The sequence below is a fragment of the Halomonas sp. ALS9 genome (assembly GCF_001651035.1).
Taxonomy (GTDB): Bacteria; Pseudomonadota; Gammaproteobacteria; order Pseudomonadales; family Halomonadaceae; genus Vreelandella.
Map to the genome: position 1 here is coordinate 444,381 of NZ_LXRG01000110.1, position 23,446 is coordinate 467,826.

The 23,446-nt window shown below is 55.4% G+C and carries 15 protein-coding genes; 3 read left to right on the forward strand and 12 right to left on the reverse strand.

The window, feature by feature from the left end; all coding sequences use genetic code 11:
- Positions 1–33: 33 nt before the first annotated feature.
- A complete protein-coding gene (locus tag A6R74_RS10250) occupies positions 34–969 on the reverse strand; it encodes a 4-hydroxyproline epimerase (RefSeq protein ID WP_064234402.1) in 936 nt (311 codons plus the stop codon).
- Between the two features lie 226 nt (positions 970–1,195).
- On the opposite strand from A6R74_RS10250, the gene A6R74_RS23215 reads away from it, so the two are divergent.
- Positions 1,196–1,318, forward strand: coding sequence for a FitA-like ribbon-helix-helix domain-containing protein (locus A6R74_RS23215; protein ID WP_276204783.1), 123 nt, complete (start codon positions 1,196–1,198; stop codon positions 1,316–1,318).
- Between the two features lie 244 nt (positions 1,319–1,562).
- Here A6R74_RS23215 and A6R74_RS10260 read toward each other — a convergent pair whose 3' ends face one another.
- Both A6R74_RS10260 and A6R74_RS10265 read right to left on the reverse strand, forming a co-directional pair.
- Positions 1,563–2,753, reverse strand: a complete 1,191-nt coding sequence (locus tag A6R74_RS10260; RefSeq protein WP_064234403.1) for a hypothetical protein — start codon at positions 2,751–2,753, stop codon at positions 1,563–1,565.
- 159 nt (positions 2,754–2,912) lie between these two features.
- Entirely contained in the window at positions 2,913–3,764 is an 852-nt protein-coding gene (locus A6R74_RS10265) for an ABC transporter ATP-binding protein (RefSeq protein WP_064234404.1), read from the reverse strand.
- A 279-nt stretch (positions 3,765–4,043) separates the two neighbouring features.
- On the opposite strand from A6R74_RS10265, the gene A6R74_RS10270 reads away from it, so the two are divergent.
- Positions 4,044–6,185, forward strand: a complete 2,142-nt coding sequence (locus A6R74_RS10270) for a TonB-dependent receptor (RefSeq protein ID WP_064234405.1) — start codon at positions 4,044–4,046, stop codon at positions 6,183–6,185.
- 83 nt (positions 6,186–6,268) lie between these two features.
- Here A6R74_RS10270 and A6R74_RS10275 read toward each other — a convergent pair whose 3' ends face one another.
- The 6 genes from A6R74_RS10275 to A6R74_RS10300 form a co-directional block, all read right to left on the reverse strand.
- Entirely contained in the window at positions 6,269–7,306 is a 1,038-nt protein-coding gene (locus tag A6R74_RS10275) for a FecCD family ABC transporter permease (RefSeq protein ID WP_064234406.1), read from the reverse strand.
- A complete protein-coding gene (locus tag A6R74_RS10280; protein ID WP_064234407.1) occupies positions 7,303–8,307 on the reverse strand; it encodes a FecCD family ABC transporter permease in 1,005 nt (334 codons plus the stop codon). The genes A6R74_RS10275 and A6R74_RS10280 overlap by 4 nt, the downstream gene beginning before the upstream one ends.
- Positions 8,301–9,254 (reverse strand): ABC transporter substrate-binding protein, encoded by a 954-nt coding sequence (locus A6R74_RS10285; protein ID WP_064234408.1) that lies wholly within the window; start codon positions 9,252–9,254, stop codon positions 8,301–8,303. The genes A6R74_RS10280 and A6R74_RS10285 overlap by 7 nt, the downstream gene beginning before the upstream one ends.
- Before the next feature lie 72 nt (positions 9,255–9,326).
- Positions 9,327–9,662, reverse strand: a complete 336-nt coding sequence (locus A6R74_RS10290; protein WP_064234409.1) for an AzlD domain-containing protein — start codon at positions 9,660–9,662, stop codon at positions 9,327–9,329.
- The gene (locus A6R74_RS10295) at positions 9,659–10,381 is read right to left on the reverse strand and encodes an AzlC family ABC transporter permease (RefSeq protein ID WP_064234410.1); all 723 of its coding nucleotides are present in this window, start codon (positions 10,379–10,381) and stop codon (positions 9,659–9,661) included. The genes A6R74_RS10290 and A6R74_RS10295 overlap by 4 nt, the downstream gene beginning before the upstream one ends.
- On the reverse strand, positions 10,378–10,908 hold the full coding sequence (locus A6R74_RS10300; RefSeq protein WP_040481074.1) for a helix-turn-helix domain-containing protein: 531 nt from the start codon (positions 10,906–10,908) through the stop codon (positions 10,378–10,380). Before A6R74_RS10300 ends, A6R74_RS10295 begins: the two co-directional genes overlap by 4 nt.
- A 202-nt stretch (positions 10,909–11,110) precedes the next feature.
- Between A6R74_RS10300 and A6R74_RS10305 the strand changes: the two genes are divergently transcribed.
- Complete coding sequence (locus tag A6R74_RS10305) at positions 11,111–12,415, forward strand: MFS transporter (RefSeq protein ID WP_064234411.1); 1,305 nt, start codon at positions 11,111–11,113, stop codon at positions 12,413–12,415.
- A gap of 119 nt (positions 12,416–12,534) precedes the next feature.
- On the opposite strand, the gene sstT is transcribed toward A6R74_RS10305, so the two are convergent.
- The 3 genes from sstT to A6R74_RS10320 all read right to left on the reverse strand — a co-directional run bounded on the left by sstT (position 12,535) and on the right by A6R74_RS10320 (position 23,156).
- Positions 12,535–13,758, reverse strand: a complete 1,224-nt coding sequence (sstT, locus tag A6R74_RS10310; RefSeq protein WP_064234412.1) for a serine/threonine transporter SstT — start codon at positions 13,756–13,758, stop codon at positions 12,535–12,537.
- Between the two features lie 262 nt (positions 13,759–14,020).
- On the reverse strand, positions 14,021–14,329 hold the full coding sequence (locus tag A6R74_RS10315) for a hypothetical protein (protein WP_064234413.1): 309 nt from the start codon (positions 14,327–14,329) through the stop codon (positions 14,021–14,023).
- Between the two features lie 145 nt (positions 14,330–14,474).
- Complete coding sequence (locus A6R74_RS10320; protein ID WP_064234414.1) at positions 14,475–23,156, reverse strand: GH36-type glycosyl hydrolase domain-containing protein; 8,682 nt, start codon at positions 23,154–23,156, stop codon at positions 14,475–14,477.
- Positions 23,157–23,446: the final 290 nt, after the last annotated feature.

A 23,446-nucleotide genomic window follows, 5' to 3' on the forward strand; every position in this document is an offset into this window, starting at 1 on the left:
GGGTTCGAAAGCGGGGCAGTCGATGGTCAATGATTACGAGGCAGTGATTCCCCAGGCGAACGGATCTTGCTCATCAATCAACAGAGTGTTGTCGGCGCTTAAATAAGCGCGACCTTTAATGTAGGGGCGCACCCGATCACCTTCCCATTCGTAGTGCGCTTCGAACTGACTGCCGCAAATACTTGCCTGTACCCAGGGCGTGCTGGGTGCCAGTTTGCCATCCGCTGCTAGACACGCCAGCTTGGCGCTGGTGCCGGTACCACAGGGGGAGCGGTCATAGGCCTTGCCGGGGCAGAGTACGAAATTACGGCTATCGGCCACAGCGTCGTCAGCAAAGAGCTCGATATGGTCAATCACGCCCCCTTCCTCACCAGTGATTGCGGAAGCTTCCAGCGCCTGGCGAACGGCCCAGGTGAAGTTAGTCAGCGCTTCGACGTTATCCAGGGTCAATGATTGGCCATGGTCGCTAATCAGGAAAAACCAGTTACCACCCCAGGCAATATCGCCGTGTACCTGACCGAAACCGGGTAATTCGATGGGAACCTGCTGGCGATAGCGATAGGCGGGCACATTGCGCACCGTAACGGCGCCGTCTTCATGCAGGGTTGCACTGATCGGCCCAACTGGCGTGTCGATCTTGTGATCACCGGGAGATATCAGACCCAGATGATGCAGAGAGGCCACCAAGCCTATGGTGCCGTGGCCGCACATGCCCAGATACCCGGTGTTGTTGAAGAAGATGACCCCGCAGGTCGCATCCGACGATTCAGGTGCACAGTAAAGCGCGCCCACCAGTACGTCGTGCCCCCTTGGCTCTAGCATGCATGCTCGTCGCCACTGGTCATGGGAGGCGTACAACGCATCCCGCTTCTCCGCCATGGTGGTACCCGGTAGATCGGGAAACCCCTCCATGACTAGCCTTGTCGGTTCACCCGCCGTATGGGAGTCAATCACACGTATGCGTTTCATGGGGCACCTGTGGTTTTTGGGTATAGGTGATTAATGGTGAAGATAGCAGCTTGCTTTTTTATCTGCTGTTTTTTATATCTTATACAATATCCAAAAAGCTTTGTGAAGCTACCCAGGTTCCCGACGTGTGGGTTGTCGAGATAACAGAGGGCTGAACGTATCTTTTTCATCAAGTGCTATCATTGCAGTCAAAAATGTCATTGACAGCATTAGGGAGGATGCGCCAATGGCGGCCATCACAGTGCGTAATTTAGATGATGAGCTCAAAGCTCAGCGCCGCGTTCAGGCGGCGAACCATGGGCACTCTATGGAAGAAGAGGTGCGGCTGATTCTTCGCAAGGCGCTGTAAAGCCGCAACAGGGTGGGTTGGGAAGTCGTATTCATCAGCGTTTTGCCGCCGAGGGCGGACGGGAATTACTATTGCCAAAGCGTGAGGAAAAACCAAGGGCAGCAGAATTTACTGATAAATAAAACTGCCGCTATTGGTCAGTAGCACCATATTCAGCTTTCCACTTAAAATGTGAAAGACTTCAAATATTTAGGTTTACCCGTTTTCGACCCATGACGGGTCAGTCAGTGCTTCCGTGATGGGTTTAGATGGACGATTGATAAAGGCCAATCTTGGTTAATGTTGACGATTTGACAAGTATGCAAGATGAGGTGTTTTCACGCCACGTTTCGATATTTTTGAACACAATGTCGAAATTTCTAGGGCATACTAGCTTTACGCCACCCATGCCATATAACAGTTTGGCCACGATGTATTTTTTCTCCGTTTCTTCCTCGGTATTGTGAGCTTGATTGTACTCTGAGTCTTCTGGGGCCCACCATGCAGGACTGCGAAAGATGCCCTTAATATTCTTGTTATCAACATGATATACCCACGGCCTGGAGTCATTTACTCCAATACTTTTAGCTACATTGAACCTCAATGAATCTATAATAAATGGTGTGGTAGTAATGATAATCGCTAGAAACATAAATGTACCAACCCCCGCGCCGATCCATTTTTGAGGCGCTTCCCAGCCTTCCGATAAAAGATAGAATAAGGCTGGGAGAAGTGTGGCCTGCATATTAACCATCACGAGCGACATCGCCAAGAAAGTTGACCAGATTCCCTCTTCCCACTGATTTAATTTCAGTACTATCACGCTGACAAATATACCTGATATAAAAGCAGCGAATGATACCAGTCCGAGAAGTATAGTGGTTGAGGCTTTAAGCCTGACACAATGCCAGCATGAGAATTTATAAGTGTTATCTTGCATGACTCTCTTTCTTGGCTTTACCAATGGTTTAGTGACCGAAAAGAAGAAGAAAATAAGGAAAAAAAATGCCATTAAGCCTATTATTTCACCGGGTCTTATAATCTTCTTATTTATTTCAGTCTCAAGGAATGATATCGCAAAGGTGGAGACAATTAAAAATGCCATACCTCCCGAAGCTAGATATAAGAGGCGTCTCGCCAACAAAGGGTGTTTAGGTTTTACGACGTAGCGCTTCATTTCCTCATGGGCCAATACTAGAAGGTAAGAAGGGACGAGTAAAGAAAGTAGAGCCAGTAATCCAAATAATACACCTATGGAAAGAATGTAACCAACCGCTGATATTGCTCCCAGAGCATCTAAAAACACATCTGATCGTCCCACCATATCTAAGTAGGAATACGCAAACCAAACACTCCAAAGACTGGATGTTCCACCGATAATAGATGCAATTTTCAATAAACTGCTTAACTTAAAACCTTGCTTTTGATAAACGCTATTTTCAAGAGTGTTTTTCATAGATGATAGGCTCTTTTATATGTCAATATATTTTTCATGGTTTTTATCAACGGAGTTTAATGGCTAATTCGATTATCTCTTCCGCTGATACTGATAAAAACTATGCTGCGCTACCTACTAATGGATTGTTCTGATATTGCTCTGCACGAAATAAATACTTCATAGCACGCTGTCTTCTTCGGCAAGGGAGCAAGATTTAGTAATTGAGTGATACCGCTTACGCGGTACACAAATCGGGCTGCCGCTTTCGGGGTCGTGGATGACATGGGCATCCAGATCGAACACGCGCTTGAGATTGGGTGCAGTAAAGACTTCGCTAGGCACGCCGCTGGTTACGATGCGGCCATCGCGCATCATCACTAAATGATCAGCGTAGGCCGCGGCCAGGTTCAGGTCGTGGAGCACCAGCAGTAGGGTGCGGCCTTTTTCATGGGCCAGGCGTGAAAGCAGCTCCAACAAATCCACCTGTACCTTTAGATCCAAAAAAGTCGTGGGCTCATCAAGCAGAATCAGATCGGTTTGCTGGGCCAGTACCATGGCAATCCAGCAGCGCTGGCGCTGGCCGCCGGAAAGCGCATCGACGTTGCGTTCTGCAAACTCCGTCACGTGGGTATACGCCATGGCTTCACGAATGGCCGCGGCGTCCTGCTGAGCATTCTTCTGCCATAGCCCCTGGTGCGGAAAGCGCCCCATCCCTACCAACTGTTTTACACTTAACCCCTCGGGCGCCACTGGCCCCTGGGGCAAAATCCCCAGGCGCTTGGCGACCTCCCGCGTCTTGCTGCGATGAATATCCTTGCCGTCCAAATACACATGCCCGCCGCTAGGCGTGAGCGTGCGGGCAAGGGTTTTCAGCAGCGTCGACTTGCCACTGCCATTGGGCCCCAACAGCACCGTGAGCTTGCCTTCCTCAATGGCGATATCGACACCATCCAGTACACGTCGAGTGTCATAGCCCGCGTGCAGGGCTTTGCCCGTCAAACGAGGTGGCTGATGAGAAGAGTGTGTCATGGAGGTGCCCATCGAGGTTGTTAAAGCAGGCAGAACGGTAAGCCAAAATATTATCATTTTCAATATTGCTCACCGCTAAGTAAGCAATTGCTCTCTGCCTATAAGCGCTAGCAGAAGAGAAAATATGGGGTAAGAGGGGGGGGGAGTGCCGTTATTCCGAACGGTTCGTTCTGCTTGAGTAGACCTTTGTGCTTTATATGCATAAAATAATTATTATCATTTAGATGTAGATTGCGTTTTCAAGGGTAAAATCACTCAAAAGCAAGGGATAAAAACTAGATGTACATTAAGAAACGCCAGGTATTTTGGCCGACGGTGACGCTCGCGGGATTAATAGCAGCCACACAGGGTCACGCTCAGGAAACGGCAACCAACGATGCACAGAGTGGACGAGGTGACTCAAATCAAACAGTCGTGGTAACCGCCTCGCGTACAAATGCAACAAAAGAAGATTCGCCTCAGACAGTGCGGATAATTAGCGAACAAGAGATCAATCAACAGCGGCAGCTGACCAGCGATTCGTCTCAGATACTGAGCAACTTGCTGCCTTCTTACTCACCCAGCCGTCAGAAAATGAGCGGCAGCGGTGAAACCCTGCGCGGCCGCACGCCGCTGATTCTGATCGACGGCATTCCCCAGTCAAACCCGCTGCGCCCCACCGGCCGTGAAGCTCATGCCATTGATTTTTCAATGGTCGAGCAGATCGAAGTGATACAGGGCGCCAACGCCACTAATGGCGTTGGTGCTGCGGGTGGGGTCATCAACCTGATTACCAAGCGCCCCGAGCCAGGCTCATTTAATCAGCACGTGGAGGCGCAGATAACCACGCCCACCAGCGAGCTTGATGGCGATACGCTGAGCTATAAAACCAACTACGGCGTGAGTGGTAACAGCGGTGATGTGGATTACCTGTTCGCGGCAAGTTATGAGGATCAAGGGCTGTTCTTGGATGGCAATGGAAATGCTGTCGGGGTGGATAACACCCAGGGCGATCTCATGGATGCGCGCTCTTTCGATATTCTGGGCAAGCTGGCTTACTGGTTGGATGACAATCAGCGCCTGCAGTTTTCGCTCAACCACTACAATATTGAGGGGCACAACAACTATGTAAGCGTAACGGGTGATCGTGCCAATGGAGTAGTCACGACGTCCGAGCGCGGCACGCCGGAAGGAGATGCGCCTTACAACCGGGTGTGGACGACAGGGCTCAGCTACGACCACTATGATCTTGCCGGCATGCATCTGAGTGCACTGGTTTTCTACCAGGATTATGAGGCGCTGTTTGGAGCGACCAATTCCGCTACCTTCCAGGATCCTGCGATTGCCCCTGTAGGAACTTTCTATGACCAGACCATGGCAGCCACCAGCAAGTTTGGTACCAAGGTCTCGCTAACCAAGGATGATCTGTGGGATGAGCGCCTGAAGATGACCCTGGGTTTCGATACCCTGTTCGATGAAACCGAGCAGTACCTATATCAAAGTGACCGCACCTACGTGCCGCCCACCGAATACACCGACCTGTCGCCCTTTGTGCAGGTTGACCTGCGCCCGGTAGACTCGCTACTGCTTTCCGCTGGCGCGCGCTATGAGTATGCCAAGCTTGATATCAACAACTACCAGACGGTAGCGGCCAACAATGGTGTTACTGTCGAGGGTGGCGACCCCAGTTTCAATGAAACGCTCTATAACATTGGTGCCGTGTGGAAGCCTGTCGACCACTGGAGCCTATTTGCCAATTACGCTGAAGGGTTTTCCATTCCCGATGTGGGGCGTGCATTGAGGGGGATCAGTACCCCTGCCCAATCCGTCAACAGCATCGAAAATCTGAGCCCTATCGTTACCGATAATATCGAGACCGGGGTGCGTTTTGAGAACGGGCGTCTGGCGGCTGAACTTAGCTATTACGAATCATCTTCGGATTTCGGCAGCCGCCTTACGGAGGTTGATGATGTCTTCTACATGCAGCGCCAGGAGACCGAGATTAAAGGATTCGAAGCGTCGGTGGATTATCAGTTTAACGATCAACACTCTGGTCGCTTGGCTTATTCACGCATGGAAGGGCGCTACGATAGCAACGATGACGGTAACTTAGATGCCAAACTATCGGGGTTGGATGTCTCTCCGGATCGCCTGACGGCCAGTTGGTCAGCTAATTGGTCAGATGAGCTCTCTACCTTTGTTCAGGCCAACTACGCCTTTGATGAAACCTTCGATGAAGCCAATCGTGAGTTTGATGGCTATCTGTTGATGGATGCTGCCGTGGGATATCAACTACCCGTTGGTCAGGTCAATGTAGGGGTATCCAACCTGCTTGATGAGCAGTACGTCACGTATTACTCGCAAAGCGCTCTAGTGAATGATGAGCGCTATTTTGCCGGGCGAGGCCGCACCTTAACGCTGGGTTATCGTTTGGATTTCTAATCAGCCGCTTTCTATTTTTATTTTCTATGCTCGATACTGTTTGGCGGCGCCCCGAGGGTGCCGCTTTTTTTCGTCAACAGGCCTTAAGCGCGAGCTCGCGATCTATGCAACAAATAGACAAAAAAGGGCGCGCCTATCCCGGCAACGAAAATGCCCGCAGGCAGGTCTTTGGGTAAAAAGGCCACTCGGCCCAGCAGGTCGGCGTAAAGCACAATCAACGCGCCGACCAGCGCTGATGCGGGCACTAGCTGTGCCATATTACGCCCCACCAACCTGGCTGCCAGATGGGGGGCAATTAACCCAACAAAGCTTAAGCCCCCTGCAAACGCCACCGCTGCACCGGCCAGCACTACACTGCAGGCCAGCAATACTAATCGACTGCGTAGAATCGCCACCCCCAGCCCTTCGGCAACGGTGTCGCCTAGTGCCATGGCATCCGCATGGCGGGTGAAAGCTAGGCTGATCGGCACCGCGACGACTAGCCACGGCAATAGACCCCGAACATCGTCCCACTGTGCAGCGTAAAGGCTGCCGGTGAGCCAGACATAGGCAGTCATGGCGGCGGAGTCATCGCTGATCACGATTAACAGCGTAGTCCCTGCGCCCATGGCCGCTGCAAGGCCAATGCCCACCAGTACCATCCGCGATGGGCTGATGCCGCCTTTCCAGGCGAGGCTGACCACCAGCAATGCTGAAACCAGTGCCCCTAGCATGGCCGCCACGGGCAGCCAGTGAATGCTCAAGGTGGTGCTCAATAGCGCTAAAAACAGCACAGCCGCCAGCGCTGCGCCGCTGGTAATGCCGATCACGTCTGGTGAGGCCAGCGGGTTACGCACAATGCTCTGCAGAATCGCCCCCGCTATTGCCAGGGCGGCACCGACCAGTATGGCCAGTAGAATTCTGGGTAGCCTTAACTCCCAAATGATAAAAGCGATATCGCTACGTTGTGGCGCGGCGAGGGCGTGTAGCACCTGGGTGGGCGATGTGGGAAAGCTGCCTAAACAGAGCGACAGCCCGACGCTGGCGACCAATAAAAGGCTTAGCATTATGAGGCTGCGCAGTAAGCGGTTACTGTCACTCTGCGCCTTGCTATTGAGGGTTAACGTTGCTGTTTGTCTCATTGGCCTGCCATCTTGCGTCGCGCCAGATAGATAAAGAAGGGCGTGCCGATCAGCGCCGTCATTACGCCGACCGGTATCTCCTGGGGAGGCATTAAAAAGCGCGAGCCCAGGTCAGCCAGCAGCAGTAAACAGGCACCCAGCAGGGCGCAGGCAGGCAGCAGCCAGCGGTGGTCAATGCCAAACAGCCCCCGCGCCATATGAGGCACAATCAAACCGACAAACCCAATCATGCCCGCCAGTGCCACGGAGCTACCCGCCAGCACAATCACAATCAGCCCAAGCAGCAGCTTGATAGTGGTGGCCTGCATACCGAGCCCGGTGACCATATCATCGCCCAGTAACAGCGCATTAGCGTGACGTACCAGCAGTGCGCTGAGCAGCAGTGCTCCCCCGAAGAGTGGTAGCAATGGCACTACCAATGAAAGTTCGCGCCCAGACACTGAACCCGCCAGCCAGTAGAGGACACTTTCAAAACTTTGCTGATCGACCACCAGCAGTCCTTGGCTGAACGACACAAACATTGCCGTTACCGCCACACCTGCCAGCACAACCCGCAGTGGGGAGAGCTCACCGTGGCGGCCGCGGCTAAGCAGCACTACCAGTACGGCAGCGATCAGTGCCCCGAATAGCGCGGCCCATACGTAGTGGCCGGGTGTATGCAGCGGCAGTAGGGACACCGCCACCACGACAAAAAACATCGCGCCAGCGTTAATCCCCAAAATGCCCGGCGATGCCAGCGGGTTACGCGTCATGGTCTGCATCAGCGCCCCGGCAATCGCTAGGCTGGCGCCCACCAGTGCGGCGATCACCGCGCGGGGCAGGCGTTCGGTTAAGAGAATGATGTGGGCGATGTTGGTCGGGTCATAATCGGCGAGCGAGCCGAACAGGGAAGATAGGGCAATCTCCGTGGTGCCTAGCATCACGCTGGCGAAAAAGGCGCCTAGCGCCACCAGTGCCCCCAATAGCAGGCCAATACTTTTTGCGGTGGCGCTGTTTAGCATGAAGGTTCCTCGCCGCGGTTTGGTAAGGGGGTGTGGCAAGTTAATTCATAGTGGCTATAGAGATCATCCAGCATGGCGTTGGCCGCTAATATACCGCCGCCCATCATCCAGCTGACCGGATCAACTTCAAAAACACGTCCGCTTTGGACTGCGGATAGCTGCTGCCAAAGAGGGTGGGAGGCCCAGTGCCGGTAATTATCCGCAATCGCGGGGTCATCCGGTTCAAGCAGAATAAACAGGGCGTCGGCATCCAGCACTGGAATATTTTCTGTACTGGAAAGCTTCATTCCCCAGCTCTGGCTCTGCAGGGTATCCGGTTGCGCAAAGCCCAGCTCATCGAGAATCGAGCCCGCAAAGCCGCTGGTATAGATACGTACGTGGTCGCTTTTAAAACGCACTACGGCGACTTTTTGCGGCCACGCATCGCCCAATTTGACGGCGATCTGCTGGCGAAAATCGGCCACCCGTTCGTCCCAGCGCTGGAGTAGCTCCCCGGCCTCGGCTTCTTGGTGAGTGGCATTCGCCACCATCGTGAGGGTGGTCTTGAAGTTAAATACCGTAGGTGCTGATACCGTGGGAGCAATAGCACTTAATAGTGGCGCTATGCGCGCGTGGCGAAAATTGCTGGCAATCACCAGGTCAGGCTTCAGCCAGGCAATCTTTTCCAGGTTGGGTTGAGTTTCCAGCCCCACATGCTCGACGCCATCAAGCGGATCACGCAGGTAGCGGTACATGGGCTTTTCCAACCAGGAGTCGACCACGCCAATCGGCGTCAGCCCAAGTGCCACGGCGCTGTCGGTGGCGCCCTGGTAAAGTGTCACAATGCGCGGCGAGTCAGGGGGGCTGTGTAGCGGGTTGGCGGTCAACATCGCGGGCGTTAGCGCCGCCAGCGTTATCAGCAACACACGCATTAAAACCTTTTTGCCATGGGTGTGTGCTTTTAACATTAAGGTCACTTTACGACTGCCCTGGAGTGAAAAGTCAGGATGATGGCATGGCGTAAAAGCTAATGCAAAGCATTACCAAATGAGGGCCGCGACCTCCACCAACCCAAACACCCCAACTCCAGCAGCGACCGGCCAGCCCAATGAGCGCACCCGCGACCACACCAGCAGCGTAACGGCAAGCCCGATGGCGGTGGCGATCCAGGAAACAGCGTTGGGGTTAACCGGCACAATGGACACCCCCAGCACGGCGGCAATCATCAGCGGGCCAAGAATACCCAACCACTGTGGCATATTATTAAGGCCGGTCGTGCTGTTGAGTCGTCGCTGCATCCATAAAAAAGGCACGACTCGCATCAGCAGGGTGCCAAGGGCTGAAACCGCTACCGCTAGCCAAAGTGCGCTGCTCATTGCTCACACCTCTTGTTTTGGAATTTCAGCATATAGAAGCACAGCGCACCGCAGGCAGCCGCGAGGGGAATCGCCACATTGCTCCAGCCGACCAGCGTTAAACCGAGTGCGGCCAGAATGGTGCAGCCCATTGCCACGGCCCAGCGCTTATCGGTAAAGCGTGGTGCCACCATGGTCAGAAACAGCGCGGGCAGGGCGAAGGGCATAATCTCACCCAGCAGCGGCCAGCGGGCGGTAAACGCTTCCCCGGCGGTAGCGCCCACCGCGGTACCGATGATCCAGGCGCCCCAGGCCAGCAGCGATGCACCCACAAACCAACTAAAGCGCTTTACCTCCGGCAGTTGCGGCAGCCGGGTTAAGGCCAGGGCAAATACCTGGTCGGTGAGGCCGTGCATTAACCAGGGCCAGTGGCGGCTGCGTGGCAAGAACGCCGCCAGGTTGGGGCCGTACACCACATGGCGGACGTTAATCAGCAGCGTCATCGCCACCACCAACCACAGCGGTGCGCCGGTGGCGATCATACCCACAAACAAAAACTGCGAGGCCCCGGCGTAGATCAGCGCTGAAATAGCCGTGGCTTCCAGCGTGCTGAAGCCTGCCTGGGTGGCGACCAAGCCAAACGACAGCGCCACTGGAATGTAGCCGCCCAGTAGTGGGATGGCCTCTCGCACGCCCTGCAGTGCGCTACGCAGAGGAGAGTGGCTGGCAGCTTGGTTCATGAAGTTTGGCCTTCTGCACCGTAGGTGATGGTCATTATCAACGTGGCCTCCGCTGCTTGGGTACGATAAAGGTGTGGCTGGTCGGCGGGGAAGGTCACGGTATTCCCCGGGGTTAGCTGCGTGGTGGCGCCTTCTGGCCCCGCTTCCAGCCAGCCGCTAATTAGCGTAAGCGATTCGCGGGTGCCCGGTGTATGGGCTTCAGCATGACGCAACGTATGCGGCGCGCAGCGCATCCAGTAGGCATCCACCTGGGGTGAATCTTTGCCTTGATCAATTAAGCGCACCTGCACACCATCTTCGCCCAGAGGCACGCTGATGGGTGCCACCAGGGTGCCGAAGGGCACATTGAGCTGCACCGCCAACCGCCAAATGGTATCGATAGTGGGATTACCGTTGCCTTGCTCCAAGCGACACAGGTTGGACTTGGCGATGCCCGCTTCATTGGCTAATTGAGAAAGCGACCAGCCTCGCTCAAGGCGAAGTGCTTGAAGGTGCTGGCCCAGCGTGTTGAGTGAGAGTTTATCCATGAGGCTTCCCGCCGTTCTTTATATAGAACGTTCTATATAAAGAACACATGCCTGTCAATGATATCGCCTGTCAATAATCTTGCTTGCTAACGCAATGGCCTGTTGTCGATGTGGCGTTTTCGGCAAGTGGCATCTTTTATGCATCGACTTAATGTAGTTAAGAAGGATAACGACGTTAGCAAGTCTGCTACGAGGAAGCGCGATGCGTTCATTGGCAATGCTCCAACCGGTTAAATCGATTCTGAGAAGTGTGGCGCTATTGTTGCTAGGCAATGGCTTGCTTAACACGCTGCTCACCCTGCGCGGCACAATGGAAGGCTTCTCTAGCGCGGTGTTGGGGTTAATTATGTCAGGCTATTTTGTCGGCTTTATTTGCGGCACCTGGGTGAGCGGACGGTTAATTCGGCGGATGGGCCACATTCGTACCTTTGGGTTTTGCGCCTCAATTTGTTCTTCAGTGGCGCTTTTACACCTGGTGTTTATTGACCCGTGGGTATGGCTGCCTTTGAGAGTGGTCTATGGGCTATCGTTTATCACCTTAATTACCGTGATCGAAAGTTGGTTAAATAGCCAAGCCGCGAGCCACGAACGCGGGCGTATTTTTGCGGTGTATATGGTGGTCAACTTAGGCGCTTTGGCCCTCGCCCAGCAGTTGCTGAGGCTCTCTTCACCGCAAGGTTTTTTACTCTTTGTGGTGATCGCCATTTTGATCAGTTGGGCGCTGTTACCCATTACCCTGACCCGTCGCGTTCAGCCTAAAATCCCAGAGCGGCCCAAAAGCAGCCTACGTTCATTGCTGGGCTTCGCGCCGCTGGCAGTGGCTTCTGCCGCGTTATCGGGGCTTGCTATGGGGGCGTTCTGGTCGATGACCCCGGTTTACGCGACCCAGTTAGGGTTTGATATTGGCGGCGTAGGGCTGGTGATGAGCGTAGCGATTATTGGCGGCGCGCTGCTGCAGATACCTATCGGGCGCTTCTCGGATAAGCATGACCGCCCCAGGGTGATGACCTGGGTGGTGTTATTAGCGGCCATGATCGCCGCAGCCATGCCTTTTGCGCCCAGCCATGAAGTGCTCTTGGGGCTCTATTTTATTTGGGGGGGCTTGGCGTTTTCGCTCTATCCGCTGGCGGTGGCGCAGTTGATCGACCAATTGCATCCGGATGAAATTGTTTCCGGCTCGGCGGATATGCTGGTGATGCACGGGGCAGGCTGTGCCGTCGCGCCGATCGCGGCGGGGTCACTGATGACCGCAGTCGGTGGCCACGGCCTGCCGATCTATATCGCCTGTGTGTTTACCCTGTTGGGCATTTACGCCATTTATCGTCGTCGCCACGTAACGGCCTTGATTACTCATACGGCTCACTTTGAACCAATGGTACAAAGTAGTGCAGGGGCACTAGAAATGATCTTCAATGATACCCAGCGCGACCTGTTTGATGACCCGAGCTTTTATGAGGAGGATGAGCGTGAGCGGTTGACGACTCTTCTCAAGCCAACCAATAGTTAATGCGAAAGCGCCCAGGGGAAGGGCTGATATAGGAGGAGTGGCTGTTATAAGAAGCCACTCCCCAGGGTGAATGGTAAAAAGGTGAAGGGTTAAAAGGTGAAGGCTTAAAAGCTGAACGGTTAAGCGCGCTTACCTTCTTGCGCCTGACAAGCGGCGGCGGTGAACAGTACATCGGTGGAGGAGTTAAGCGCGGTTTCGGTGGCGTCCTGTACCACGCTGATCACAAAGCCAATCGCCACCGCCTGCATAGCCACTTCTGTGGGAATGCCAAACAGGTTAGCGGCCATAGGAATCAGCATTAGCGAGCCGCCCGCCACGCCGGAAACACCGCAGGCCGCCAGCGCTGACACCACGCACAAAAGCAGCGCCGTGGCAAAATCAACGCTAATACCCAGTGTGTGCGTGGTGGCCAGGGTAATGACGGTAATGGTGATGGCCGCACCGCACATATTGATCGTCGCGCCCAGTGGAATGGATATCGAGTAGGTGTCAGGGTCAAGCTTCAGGCGGCGACAAAGCTCAAGGTTGACCGGAATATTCGCTGCCGAGCTGCGGGTGAAAAAGGCGGTAATCGCACTGCCCCGCAGGCAGGTAAATACCAGTGGATATGGGTTTTGCCGGGTAGTGAGGTAGACCAACAGTGGATTGCTCACTAGCGCCACAAACAGCATACAGCCCACAATCACCCCCAGCAGTTGGGCGTAGTTAAGCAGCGCCGCAACGCCTGATTCTGCCAGCGTGCCTGCCACCAAACCAAAGATACCCAGCGGCGCTAAACGAATCACTAGCGTCACAATGCGGGTGACCGCCGTGGATAAGTCGCTTAACGCTTGGCGGGTGGTATCGCTGGCTTGGCGCAGCGCCAAACCTAGGCCGATGGCCCAGGCCAGAATAGCGATAAAGTTGGCTTCCATCAGTGCGCTAACCGGGTTGGCCACCGCGTTTAACAGCAGATCGCGCAGAACGCTAAAAATATCGCCGGGCGGGTTTCCGTCAATTTGGCCTGCATTCAATGAGAGTTCGGTGGGAAATAGAAAGCTGGCTGCCACGGCAATTAACGCCGCGATTAATGTACCCACCACGTACAGCACCAGCACAGGGCGAATGTGGGTTGGCTGGCCTTTTTGGTGAGCAGAAATAGCTGCGGCTACTAGCACAAATACCAAAATGGGGGCTACCGCCTGCAAAGCGGCGATAAAAAGCTGGCCAAGCAGCGCCACATCGCTAGCAATGCCCGGTGAGAAAAGGGCAAGCAATACCCCAGCAATGATACCGATTAAAATCTGCGGGATGAGGCCCAGCCGTAAAAGTGGCCGGAATACTGCGTGGGCGATGGCGATCATTGCGCAACTCTCAGGTAGTCAAAAGTGGGGTGGCATTAGCGCGATGGGCCGCTAACGCGCCTGAAAGGGGCAGTATTCTATCAGCTGAGGCCTGCCTCCGTTACGCTGATATTCGCTTAGTCGATGAGATGGCTATTTCGAGGGTTAGCGAAGGCACGCCAAATTGATTCAATAAAAATGCCCCTACCGCTTAAGCAGGCAGGGGCTGATCGATAAAGTTGTCTGCACTAACAAGCTAACCGAGCTGTGCTGATTTTGACGACTAGGCCGCTACGACCTCGAGAGTCGCTGGGGCGGTTTTGGGCGACTTGCCGATGCTGTCGTCTAGTGAACTGTTGGCAGCCATTTCCGCATACCCGCGTCGGGTTAATGCAAGCACCTCGGGTGAAGTGCCCCACTTCATCAGCATCTCATCCAGCAATTGTTCGGCTTTTTCAGCTTGGCCCCAGCGGGTGAGCAGTTGGGCGATGGCGTAATCGCACTCGGGGGTATCGAAGAGTTCATCCTTGATGTCTTGAATGGCGATTTGAAGACCCGCCTTGGAAAGGTCGTTTGATGTTTCGCTATGCATATCACGGCTCCGTGTGATTGCTAATGGGACGACGGTTAATCTGAGATAACTGTCTAAATGTAAATGGCACGCTTAGCGTGCCAAGTTGAGACTAATATAGCCGTGAGTCAGAAGCAAATGTGAAAAATGGCTGACAAACAGATAGTTAACATGGGTTATGTGATCGATGAATAAACACCTCAAGCTGGTGGTGTTGGCCATCCAATGGGATACGTACCTCACCTTGCTGGAGGTTGAGGTGACGGCCATCAAGTTGTGCGTTAAGCGCCTCATCGGTGGTGATGACCTTAACCGCGTAGTGCGTGGCGGCAATGGCCAGCGTTGCGCTAAACCCTGGCCAGTCGTGGGGAAGGCAGGGAGCGATTACCAGCCAGCCACCTTCCCGACGAATACCCAGAATACCCTCAATACCGGCGCGGTACATCCAGCCCGCTGAGCCCGTATACCATGTCCAGCCGCCGCGGCCAGTATGAGGTGCAACTGAGTAAACATCGGCGGCCACTACATAGGGTTCAACGTGATAACGGGCCGCGCTTTCCGGCGTGCGTGCATGGTTGATGGGGTTGAGTAGCGAGAAAAGTTGGTGGGCCTTATCGCCTTCGCCTAATTTGGCAAAGGCCAGGATGGCCCACATCGCCGCGTGGCTATATTGTCCGCCGTTTTCGCGCATTCCCGGCGGGTAGCCGCTGATATAGCCAGGGTCGCGCTGGGGCTGATCGAAGGGCGGCCAAAACAGTAGCGCAAGTTGCTCATCGTGCCCGATCAGTTCGCGCTCCAGTGACTCCATAGCACGCGCCGCTCGGTGTGGCTCTGCTGCCCCCGAGAGTACCGCCCATGTCTGGGCAATCGAATCAATTTGGCACGCGTCGCTCTCTTTGCTGCCCAGCCAGCTGCCATCATCGAAGGTCGCTCGGCGGTACCACTGGCCGTCCCAGGCGTTGCTTTCCAGCGCAATACGCAAAGCCGTTGCGTGGGCGCGCCAACGCTCGGCGCGTGATGCTGGCGGCTTTTTATAAGCTGAAGGCTCTTTAAAAGCTGAAGGCTCTTTATAAGCGGAAGGCTCTGAATGTTCACGCGATTGGGCAAAAGGTAGAAACAGCTCCAGCGTATGCAGTAGCAGCCAGCCTAGCCACACGCTTTCGCCTTTACCCGCGTCGCCAACGCGGTTCATCCCGTCGTTCCAATCACCGCCACCGATTAGCGGCAAGCCGAGTTCGCCCGTCAACTCAATGCTCTGATCTAAGCCACGGGCGCAGTGCTCAAACAGCGAGGCGGTTTCTGCTGCCATCATCGGTTGGAAAAAACTGTCGTGCTCGCCAGGGGCTAATTCAGCGCCTTCCAGAAAGCTTACCGATTCATCCAGCACGGCGGCATCGTGGGTGGTGGCGATATAACGAGCGCAGGCATAGGCCAGCCACACCCGGTCATCGGAAATGCGTGTACGCACCCCTTGGCCGGAGTGGGGCAGCCACCAGTGCTGCACATCGCCTTCAATAAACTGGCGGGAGGCGGCGCGCAGTAAATGCTCGCGAGTGGTTTCGGGGCTGGTGAAGGTTAATGCCATACCGTCCTGCAACTGGTCGCGGAAGCCATAGGCGCCGCTGGCTTGGTAAAAACCTGAGCGCGCGGTGATCCGGCAGGCAATGGTTTGGTACATCAGCCAGCCGTTGAGCATGATGTCCATGGCGCGGTCGGGGGTGGTCACTTGTACCGCGTTAAGCTGCGTTTGCCAGTGGGCAGTCACTATGGCGAGTTCGGCGTCAATATCCGCCTCGCGGTAACGCGCAATCAGTGTTTTTGCCTCGGCAGTGGAACTGCTCTGACCCATTAATACGACGATATCGACGCTTTCACCGGCCGCTAAGGTCACGCTGCGGTTAAGCGCAGCGCAAGGATCCAACCCCGCACCGTGGGCGCCGGAAAGCAAGGCGTGGCTGCGTAGCCACGCGGGCGCTGCCAAACTGCCGCCGGGGCCGATAAACTCGCAGCGATCAGCCGTCCAGGAGGTTGGCGGGGTACCGATATCCAGAAACGCTACACGGCCTGGGAAATTCATATTCCAGGGGTTCTCAACCAGCAGCGCGCCGCTATCGGCATCAGGGTGTGAGATAAGAAAAGGCGCCGAGCCGCTGCGCGAAGTACCCAGCACCCACTCGGCATAAGCCGTCACGGAGAGCTTGCGTGGCCGCCCGGAGTGATTGGTAAGGCGTAGCCGTGAAATTCGAAGCGGAGCCTCTAACGGCACAAAGTGCAGCAGCGCAAGGGTAATTCCATCCGCTTGATGCTCGAACTGGCTATAGCCGAAGCCGTGCCGCGCTATGTAGCGGCCATGATCCCGTAAAGGGCGGGCCGTGGCGGTGAAGAGCGCCATCGACTCTTCATCGCGAACATAGATCACATCGCCACTCGGATCCATAACAGGGTCGTTTGACCAGGCCGTCAGCTGGTTTTCACGGCTGTTATCCGCCCATATATAGCCTGCGCCTTCTGCTGATACCTGAAAGCCGAAGCCTGCGTTGGCGATCACATTTATCCACGGTGCGGGCGTGGAACTCCCTGCCTCAAGTATCGTTACATACTCACGGCCATCCCGGGCAAAGCCGCCCAGCCCATTAAAAAACTCAAGTGCTGGGAGCGGCGTTTCACTGACATTGAGGGGGATGTGCTTGGGTAGGGGGCGTTTGATTAAGGAGTGGAGTGGCGTTGGTGCACGGAGTACGGGCAGCGTCAGGGCTAACTGGTTCGCTATGCTGCCGCGATGGGCCATTAAAGCGACGCAGGCTATCGACTGAAGCTGTGTACGCACTTCCAAGCTCATCAGGTCGGCGCGTAGTGTTGTCACAGACCCCTGAGCGAAATCCTTTTTAAAACGAGGCTGGGCTTGGCTGCTAAGCACTGCGGTTTCAATGGCTTGCTGAAGATCCTGAATATAAGAGGAGGAGCGCTCATTGATAATCACCACATCCACGCCTAGCCGCTTCATACGCCAATATTCGTGGGCGCGCAGCAGTTGGCGTACCTGACCAATGTCATCAATGCTATCGATGCGCATCAGAATAATCGGCAGATCGCCGGAAATGCCATGTTGCCAGAGCCGCGACTGTGGCCCGGCACCGCGCTCAATGGCCTCGGCAGGGGCTCTAAAGCGGGCATCAGGGTAAAGAATCGGCGCGGCCAAGCGCTGAAAGTCAGCGGCTTCTTCAGGCTGAATGCCCAAATGGCGAAGCTGGACCTGTGCCTGAGTCCAGGCGAGGGTTTTAGCGCGCTCAAAAGCACTGCGGTCGTGATGTTTATCAATCAGATCCATCAGCGCTTCACGGGAGGGGGCGACGACAGTCCAGTAAGCGATTCGGGCGGCTTTGCCGGGGGCCACGCGCAGGCAGTAGCGCAGCGCAAAAATTGGATCCAGTACGCTACCCACACTGCCCGAAAGGTGTTGCCCCTCTGCTAACGCTGAGGCGTGGAGCATGCTTCGGCCGCGGCCAAAGAACTGGCCTCGGTCGGTCTCGAACTCTAGCTCGCCAATTATATCGCCTTCAACGACTGCAAAATGAGCCGCCCACACCTGCGCTTCATCGGGCGAGCGCCGCCGTCTTGTGGCGATCAATGCGTTGAAGGCTTCCAGATACTCGGTCACCACAAACATTTTTGCAAAGGCGGGGTGGGCATTGTCGGCATTCGGGCTGGTCAAGACTAATTCTGAATAGGAGGTAAGCGTGATGTCGCGGGCGTGGCGGCTGTTATTAGTGAGCGAGAGGTGGCGAACTTCGCTGTCGTCCTCGCCGGAAACCAGCACCTCCATATGACTGGTGATATCGTCGTGACGATGGCTGTAGCGGGCATAATCCTCGGCAAATATCGCGTAGCTATGGTCATCGTTTACCTCGGCGGGGTGTGCCGCCGTTTGTCCTGTGGCGGTCCACACGCCGGGGTGTTTGCTGTCGCGTAGAAAAATAAAGCTGCCTAAGTGGTCGCGGGTGGCGTCCGGCTGCCAGCGACTAATGGCAACGTTACGCCATCTGCTGTAGCCACCGCCGGTGGCCGTGAGCATCACCGAGTAGCAGCCGTTGGAGAGTAAGTGAGTAACAGGCGGGCCACTGGCCGTTGTTGACGCGCGGCGAATGGTTTGTGCCTCGTTTATTGTCTGACTGGCGGTGGATTTCACCTCTTCGGCGCGGGGGTGGGCAATCGCCACGTTACGTGGAACGCGCTCTTGAAGCAGCAGTTCACTGGCTTGAATCATCGGTTCGCGGTGAAAGCGGGCGCGCATCTGGCCATAATTCAAGGTATTGGCAATAGCGGCGATGGTCATGCCCTGGTGGTGGGCCATAAAGCTGCGCACAATCACCACGCTTTCCCCGGCGGGAAGCCGCGAACGGGTGAAATCGAGCGCTTCGTAGAAACCGTAGCGGCCCAGCGCTCCCATCTCCGTTAAGCGTTTGAAGTTGCGACAGGCACCGCTAGGGTCAACCATGGCGGCTAACCCGGTGGCATAGGGCGCAATAACCAGGTCGGCAGACAACCCCCGTTTGAGACCCAAACCCGGCACCCCAAAATTAGAATATTGATAGGTAAACTCCATATCCCGGGCGTTATAGGCGGATTCAGAAATACCCCAGGGCGCGTAGAGCTGGGCGGCGTAGGTCTCTTGACGCTTCACCACCAGCCGGTTGGTTTGCTCCAGCAGGCTGCCGCCCGGTGCGCGCATCACCAGCGACGGCATTAGGTATTCAAACATCGACCCCGACCAGGAGATCAACGCCGAGCCAAAGGTAACGGGCGTGGCGGCACGTCCTAACCTGAACCAGTGGCGGGTGGGAATATCGCCTTTGGCAATGGCAAACAGGCTGGCCAGCCGTGCCTCGGAAGCCAGCAGGTCGTAGCAGCTGGTATCCAGGCAGTTGTCGTCAAGTGAATAACCAATCGACAACAGTTGGCGCTCGCGATTGAACAGGAACGCGAAATCCATGCCCAGTGCCAGGCGTCGCGCTGAATCCGCAAGCTGTTGCAGGCGCAAGGCGATTGCCCCCTTGGCTAGGCTTGGTGGGGGATTCCGGTCATGGCTGTGTTGAGCGACTGAGGCCTGTAACGCTTCCAGCCAAAACTGCAGATCTTCGCTATACGCGTCGCTATGCGAACTAAGGGGCGTTCGCGCCTCGTCTAACGTGCTATCCATCAGTGCGGCGATATTTGCCAAGCATTCCAATGACATCACTTCGCCCTTCAGCTGGGCGTCAATGGCTTCGAACTGCACACTCAATTGAACCGCTAATTTTTCCTGCAGCGTTGGAACCTGTTTGAGTGCCTGTCGGGCAAGGTGGAGCGTGTCGGCAATACCCACACGTGGATCCGCTAGATAGCCTGTCGCCTGCCAGCTTTCGCAGGCATTGGCGATAACGATGAGATGCCCGGCGAGATTGCCGCTATCCACCGTTGATACATAGCGGGGGTTAAGCGGGCGCAGGTCGTGGGTGGCGTACCAGTTGTAAAAGTGACCCCTGTAGCGGGGGAGTCCCTGCATGACGGCTAGCGTTGCTTCTAATCGCTCAAGCGTCTCATGGGTGCCAATCCAGCCGAAGTCCCGCGCAGCCAGGGTGGAGAGTAGATAGAGCCCCATATTGGTTGGCGAGGTGCGCTGAGCGAGGGCAGGCTGGGGATCCTCTTGAAAGTTATCCGGCGGTAAGCGGTTATCTGTGGTGGTCACAAAGGTTTCGAAATAGCGCCAGGTTCGCCGTGCAATTGCTCGTAGTTCAAGGGCTTCTTCTGCCGAAATGCTGGGTTGAACAACAACGCTTGTGCTGCTGCTCAGCCAAGATGCCACTGCCGGAGCAGCCAACCAGAGTAGCGCCATGGGGAGTGTGATTGGCCATGTGTGGCTGGCTGTCCAGAGTGCACTGATAGCCACCGCTAGCCCCAGTACGGTGCCGGGCGCCATGCGTTGGTAGAATCCCATCACCGTCAGCGGTGGGCTTTTCATCGACTGGGCGGCAGATGTCCATTCAAGCAGACGTCGGTGGGTGATCAGCACACGAACTAAGGTTTTGGCAATGGCGTCCAGCATGCGCCACGCCTGGTCAGGCAAAAAAATGATCAATAGCAGAATTTGCACGCTACCCAGCTTTAGTTCGTCAAACCAAAGGTGGTAGTGGTGGCGTAGCTTTGCCCATGCACGGAAGGGAACAAATGAGGCGGCCAAAGAGAGCAGTATCGGTGCGCCGACAACCGCCAGTAATAGCAGCGTACTGACGACGGCCATGCTAAGCGGTAATTGCCAACTGACGGCAAGGCTTGCCAGGACGAATGGTGGTAACACTGAGCGGCGCAGGTTGCCAAGCATTTTCAGTCGCCCGGTGAGCGGCAGTGCCGAGGCGATTAGCCAGGGGAGCAGTTGCCAGTCGCCGCGTGTCCAGCGGTGCTGGCGCTTGGCGGCCACGTCATAACGGGCCGGGAAGTCTTCAATCACTTCGATATCGGAGGCAAGCCCCGCACGGGCAAACACCCCTTCAAACAAATCGTGACTGAGCAGGCTATTATCGGGCACCCGGCCAACCAGCGATGTTTCAAAAGCGTCAACGTCGTAAATACCTTTACCGGCGAACGAGCCTTCGCCGACCAGATCCTGGTAGAGATCTGAGATGGCCTCGGCGTAAGGGTCGATACCCCCGGGTGCAGAAAATAACCGCTGATAGATGGAGCCCTCGCCCCCCGTGGGCAGCGATGGCGTGACGCGAGGCTGCAATATCGCGTACCCCTCCACGACCCGGCGTAGCTTTAGCTCCATGCGTGGCTGGTTTAGCGGATGTGCCATTTTACCGATCAGTCGGCTTGCGGCGCCTCGGGGCAGGCGGGTGTCAGCGTCCAAAGTGATGACGTAGCGTACATCTCTGGGTAGTGGCGGTGGGTCGATAAAGGTGGTATCCGTTGCGCCCCGTAGCAAGCGATTTAGCTCATGAAGCTTGCCACGCTTACGCTCCCAACCCATCCAGGTATTTTCGCTGGTGTTAAACACCCGCCGCCGGTGCAGCAGAAAAAAGCGTTTGTCGCTGCCTAGAGCTTGTACAGTGCCCTGAGCTTGTGAACTGCTTTGAGCGTGTAAACAATAACGCGCATTTAATTGCTCGACCGCTACGTAGGCAGCAGAAAGAAGCGCCGCCTCGGCAGGCAGTTCCGCCTGTGAGGCATCGACCCCATCAAGTAGTAGCGCATAGGCGAGTGCCCCCTCGCCGCTGGATAAGTGGTGTACTTCAAGACGCTCAATCTGTTCGCGCAGGTCTTCTTCGCTGGTCAGCAGCGTAGGCACCGCAATCAGTGTTCGTAGTTGGGTTGGAACGCCTTTGGAAAGGTCGAGGCCAGGCAGCGGCTGGGCATCGATAGAGTAGATAATCAGCCGGTTAACGATCAGCGTGGCCACTTCCATAATGGGCAGAAAGCCGCACACACCCAGCAGCATCAGCCAGAGTAACGGCACCTCGCCGATCACAAGCGGCAACGAAAGCAGCAGCACGCCTGCCAGCAGCATCAGGCTCAGCGTCACCGCGGCCATCATGACGATATAGCTACGAATGCCGTGGTTAATGAGGGTGTGGCGCAGCCGCTGACGAGAGGAGGGTTTAAACCCTATCCGATGTTCAAGTGTTGCACGCCCTGAGCTAATTAAAAAATAGCCAGGGTCTCCCAGGCGGGCCGCTTCGATTGGGTCGCCATTACTGGCCACTGCCTGGTGAGCAAATGAGAGCGCCACGTCGACTACCTCGAGCTCGCTGTATTGAGAGCCTCGGGCGAGCTGTTCTACCGCACTGCGATACTGATTGCGGGTGGGGAAGTCGAGCTGATCAAAATGGCTCTGCTGGCGTAGCCGCTTATCCACCAAGCTAACACTCTCAAACAGCTCGGCCCAGTCGATGCTAGACACAAAGCGCATGCTGGTAATGATATTGCGTACGGTAACGTTGGCGGCACCTTGGCGCTGCTGAGCGTGTTGAACCATCTCGTCGATGGTTTCACCCTGGTGGCTTAGCTGCTCATCAAGCCAGCCTGCCAGGGGGCTGCTACGCGGGTCTAAGCCACGCAGTCGCTTGGCTAATTGTGCGGTGAAAGGTTCCGCTAGTGGCCCTGTGTAAACATTAAGGGTGCTGGTTTCAAGGTGAAAAGCATGGTGTGCCTGTGAGGTTTGCTGGTTGGTGGGCGTTAGCCACTTTGTCGCCAAAGCATCGGCTTCGTCTCTCGCTGTTTGTTCGCTGCTAATTTGGTCGGCAAGTCGGCGCAAGTTCTCAATCAGCACAATACGCAACGTGATTGCTACCGCCCATAGTTCGCCAATAGTCAGTGGCTGAGTGCGCTGATAAGCGGTGATAAAGTTCTGCAAATTTTCCAGGTCGATGTGGCTGTCGGTATGCGCCACAAAGGCCCAGGCAATGCCGAATACCCTTGGGTATCCCGCAAAAGGTCCGTTGGCTAACTTCGGTAACTGGCGATAATAACCGGGGGGAAGATCGCTGCGGATCTCACGAATTTGAGCTTCAATCAGGTGGTAATTGTCGAGCAGCCAGGCGGCGGCAGGCACAATTTCGCGACCACTCGCCAGCGCTGTGGCACTGGCGCGGTAAACAGCCAGCAGGGTGTTAGCGTTATCGTTGAGCCGTCGTGTTAACGATACTACGTTGGGTGGCGTGCTGGTCACTGCTTGTTTAAGCGCCAAGCTGCCTGCGTGCTGTTCAAGCCGCTCTGCGCTAAAGAGCTCTTCCCTGACTGGGGCAGTAGCGTTCCACGGCGCTGCAAACGTAGGGTGCGGTCGCACAAAACGGAGAAGATGTTTCACAGATTCCATCCTGGTGAGAGTGCTCTTTCGCGCACAAACGATGCTTCCTTACCAGAACAATGGTCTTGCCGTGAGGTTACGTCCGTGCGTCAGCACACATTGCACCTAACACATTGCACCTATATCACTGTTGTATTTGCTAATAGTTAAACTAAAGTTGTTAGACTTTGGTTGTAATTATAAGCAAATGACTGGACTAATTGCTTATTGCAGTTAATAAATGGCGCCAAAGAAGGTTCCGCGTTACCCATCGGGTGGCTTATTTACCTGGATGCCGACCCTCGATGTGTTCTTTTCAC

Excerpts from the sequence above, each read along its gene's own strand:
- A6R74_RS10250 (WP_064234402.1), bottom strand. The coding sequence starts at position 969 with ATGAAACGCATACGTGTGATTGACTCCCATACGGCGGGTGAACCGACA.
- A6R74_RS23215 (WP_276204783.1), top strand. The coding sequence starts at position 1,196 with ATGGCGGCCATCACAGTGCGTAATTTAGATGATGAGCTCAAAGCTCAG.
- A6R74_RS10260 (WP_064234403.1), bottom strand. The coding sequence starts at position 2,753 with ATGAAAAACACTCTTGAAAATAGCGTTTATCAAAAGCAAGGTTTTAAG.
- A6R74_RS10265 (WP_064234404.1), bottom strand. The coding sequence starts at position 3,764 with ATGACACACTCTTCTCATCAGCCACCTCGTTTGACGGGCAAAGCCCTG.
- A6R74_RS10270 (WP_064234405.1), top strand. The coding sequence starts at position 4,044 with ATGTACATTAAGAAACGCCAGGTATTTTGGCCGACGGTGACGCTCGCG.
- A6R74_RS10275 (WP_064234406.1), bottom strand. The coding sequence starts at position 7,306 with ATGAGACAAACAGCAACGTTAACCCTCAATAGCAAGGCGCAGAGTGAC.
- A6R74_RS10280 (WP_064234407.1), bottom strand. The coding sequence starts at position 8,307 with ATGCTAAACAGCGCCACCGCAAAAAGTATTGGCCTGCTATTGGGGGCA.
- A6R74_RS10285 (WP_064234408.1), bottom strand. The coding sequence starts at position 9,254 with ATGTTAAAAGCACACACCCATGGCAAAAAGGTTTTAATGCGTGTGTTG.
- A6R74_RS10290 (WP_064234409.1), bottom strand. The coding sequence starts at position 9,662 with ATGAGCAGCGCACTTTGGCTAGCGGTAGCGGTTTCAGCCCTTGGCACC.
- A6R74_RS10295 (WP_064234410.1), bottom strand. The coding sequence starts at position 10,381 with ATGAACCAAGCTGCCAGCCACTCTCCTCTGCGTAGCGCACTGCAGGGC.
- A6R74_RS10300 (WP_040481074.1), bottom strand. The coding sequence starts at position 10,908 with ATGGATAAACTCTCACTCAACACGCTGGGCCAGCACCTTCAAGCACTT.
- A6R74_RS10305 (WP_064234411.1), top strand. The coding sequence starts at position 11,111 with ATGCGTTCATTGGCAATGCTCCAACCGGTTAAATCGATTCTGAGAAGT.
- sstT (WP_064234412.1), bottom strand. The coding sequence starts at position 13,758 with ATGATCGCCATCGCCCACGCAGTATTCCGGCCACTTTTACGGCTGGGC.
- A6R74_RS10315 (WP_064234413.1), bottom strand. The coding sequence starts at position 14,329 with ATGCATAGCGAAACATCAAACGACCTTTCCAAGGCGGGTCTTCAAATC.
- A6R74_RS10320 (WP_064234414.1), bottom strand. The coding sequence starts at position 23,156 with ATGGAATCTGTGAAACATCTTCTCCGTTTTGTGCGACCGCACCCTACG.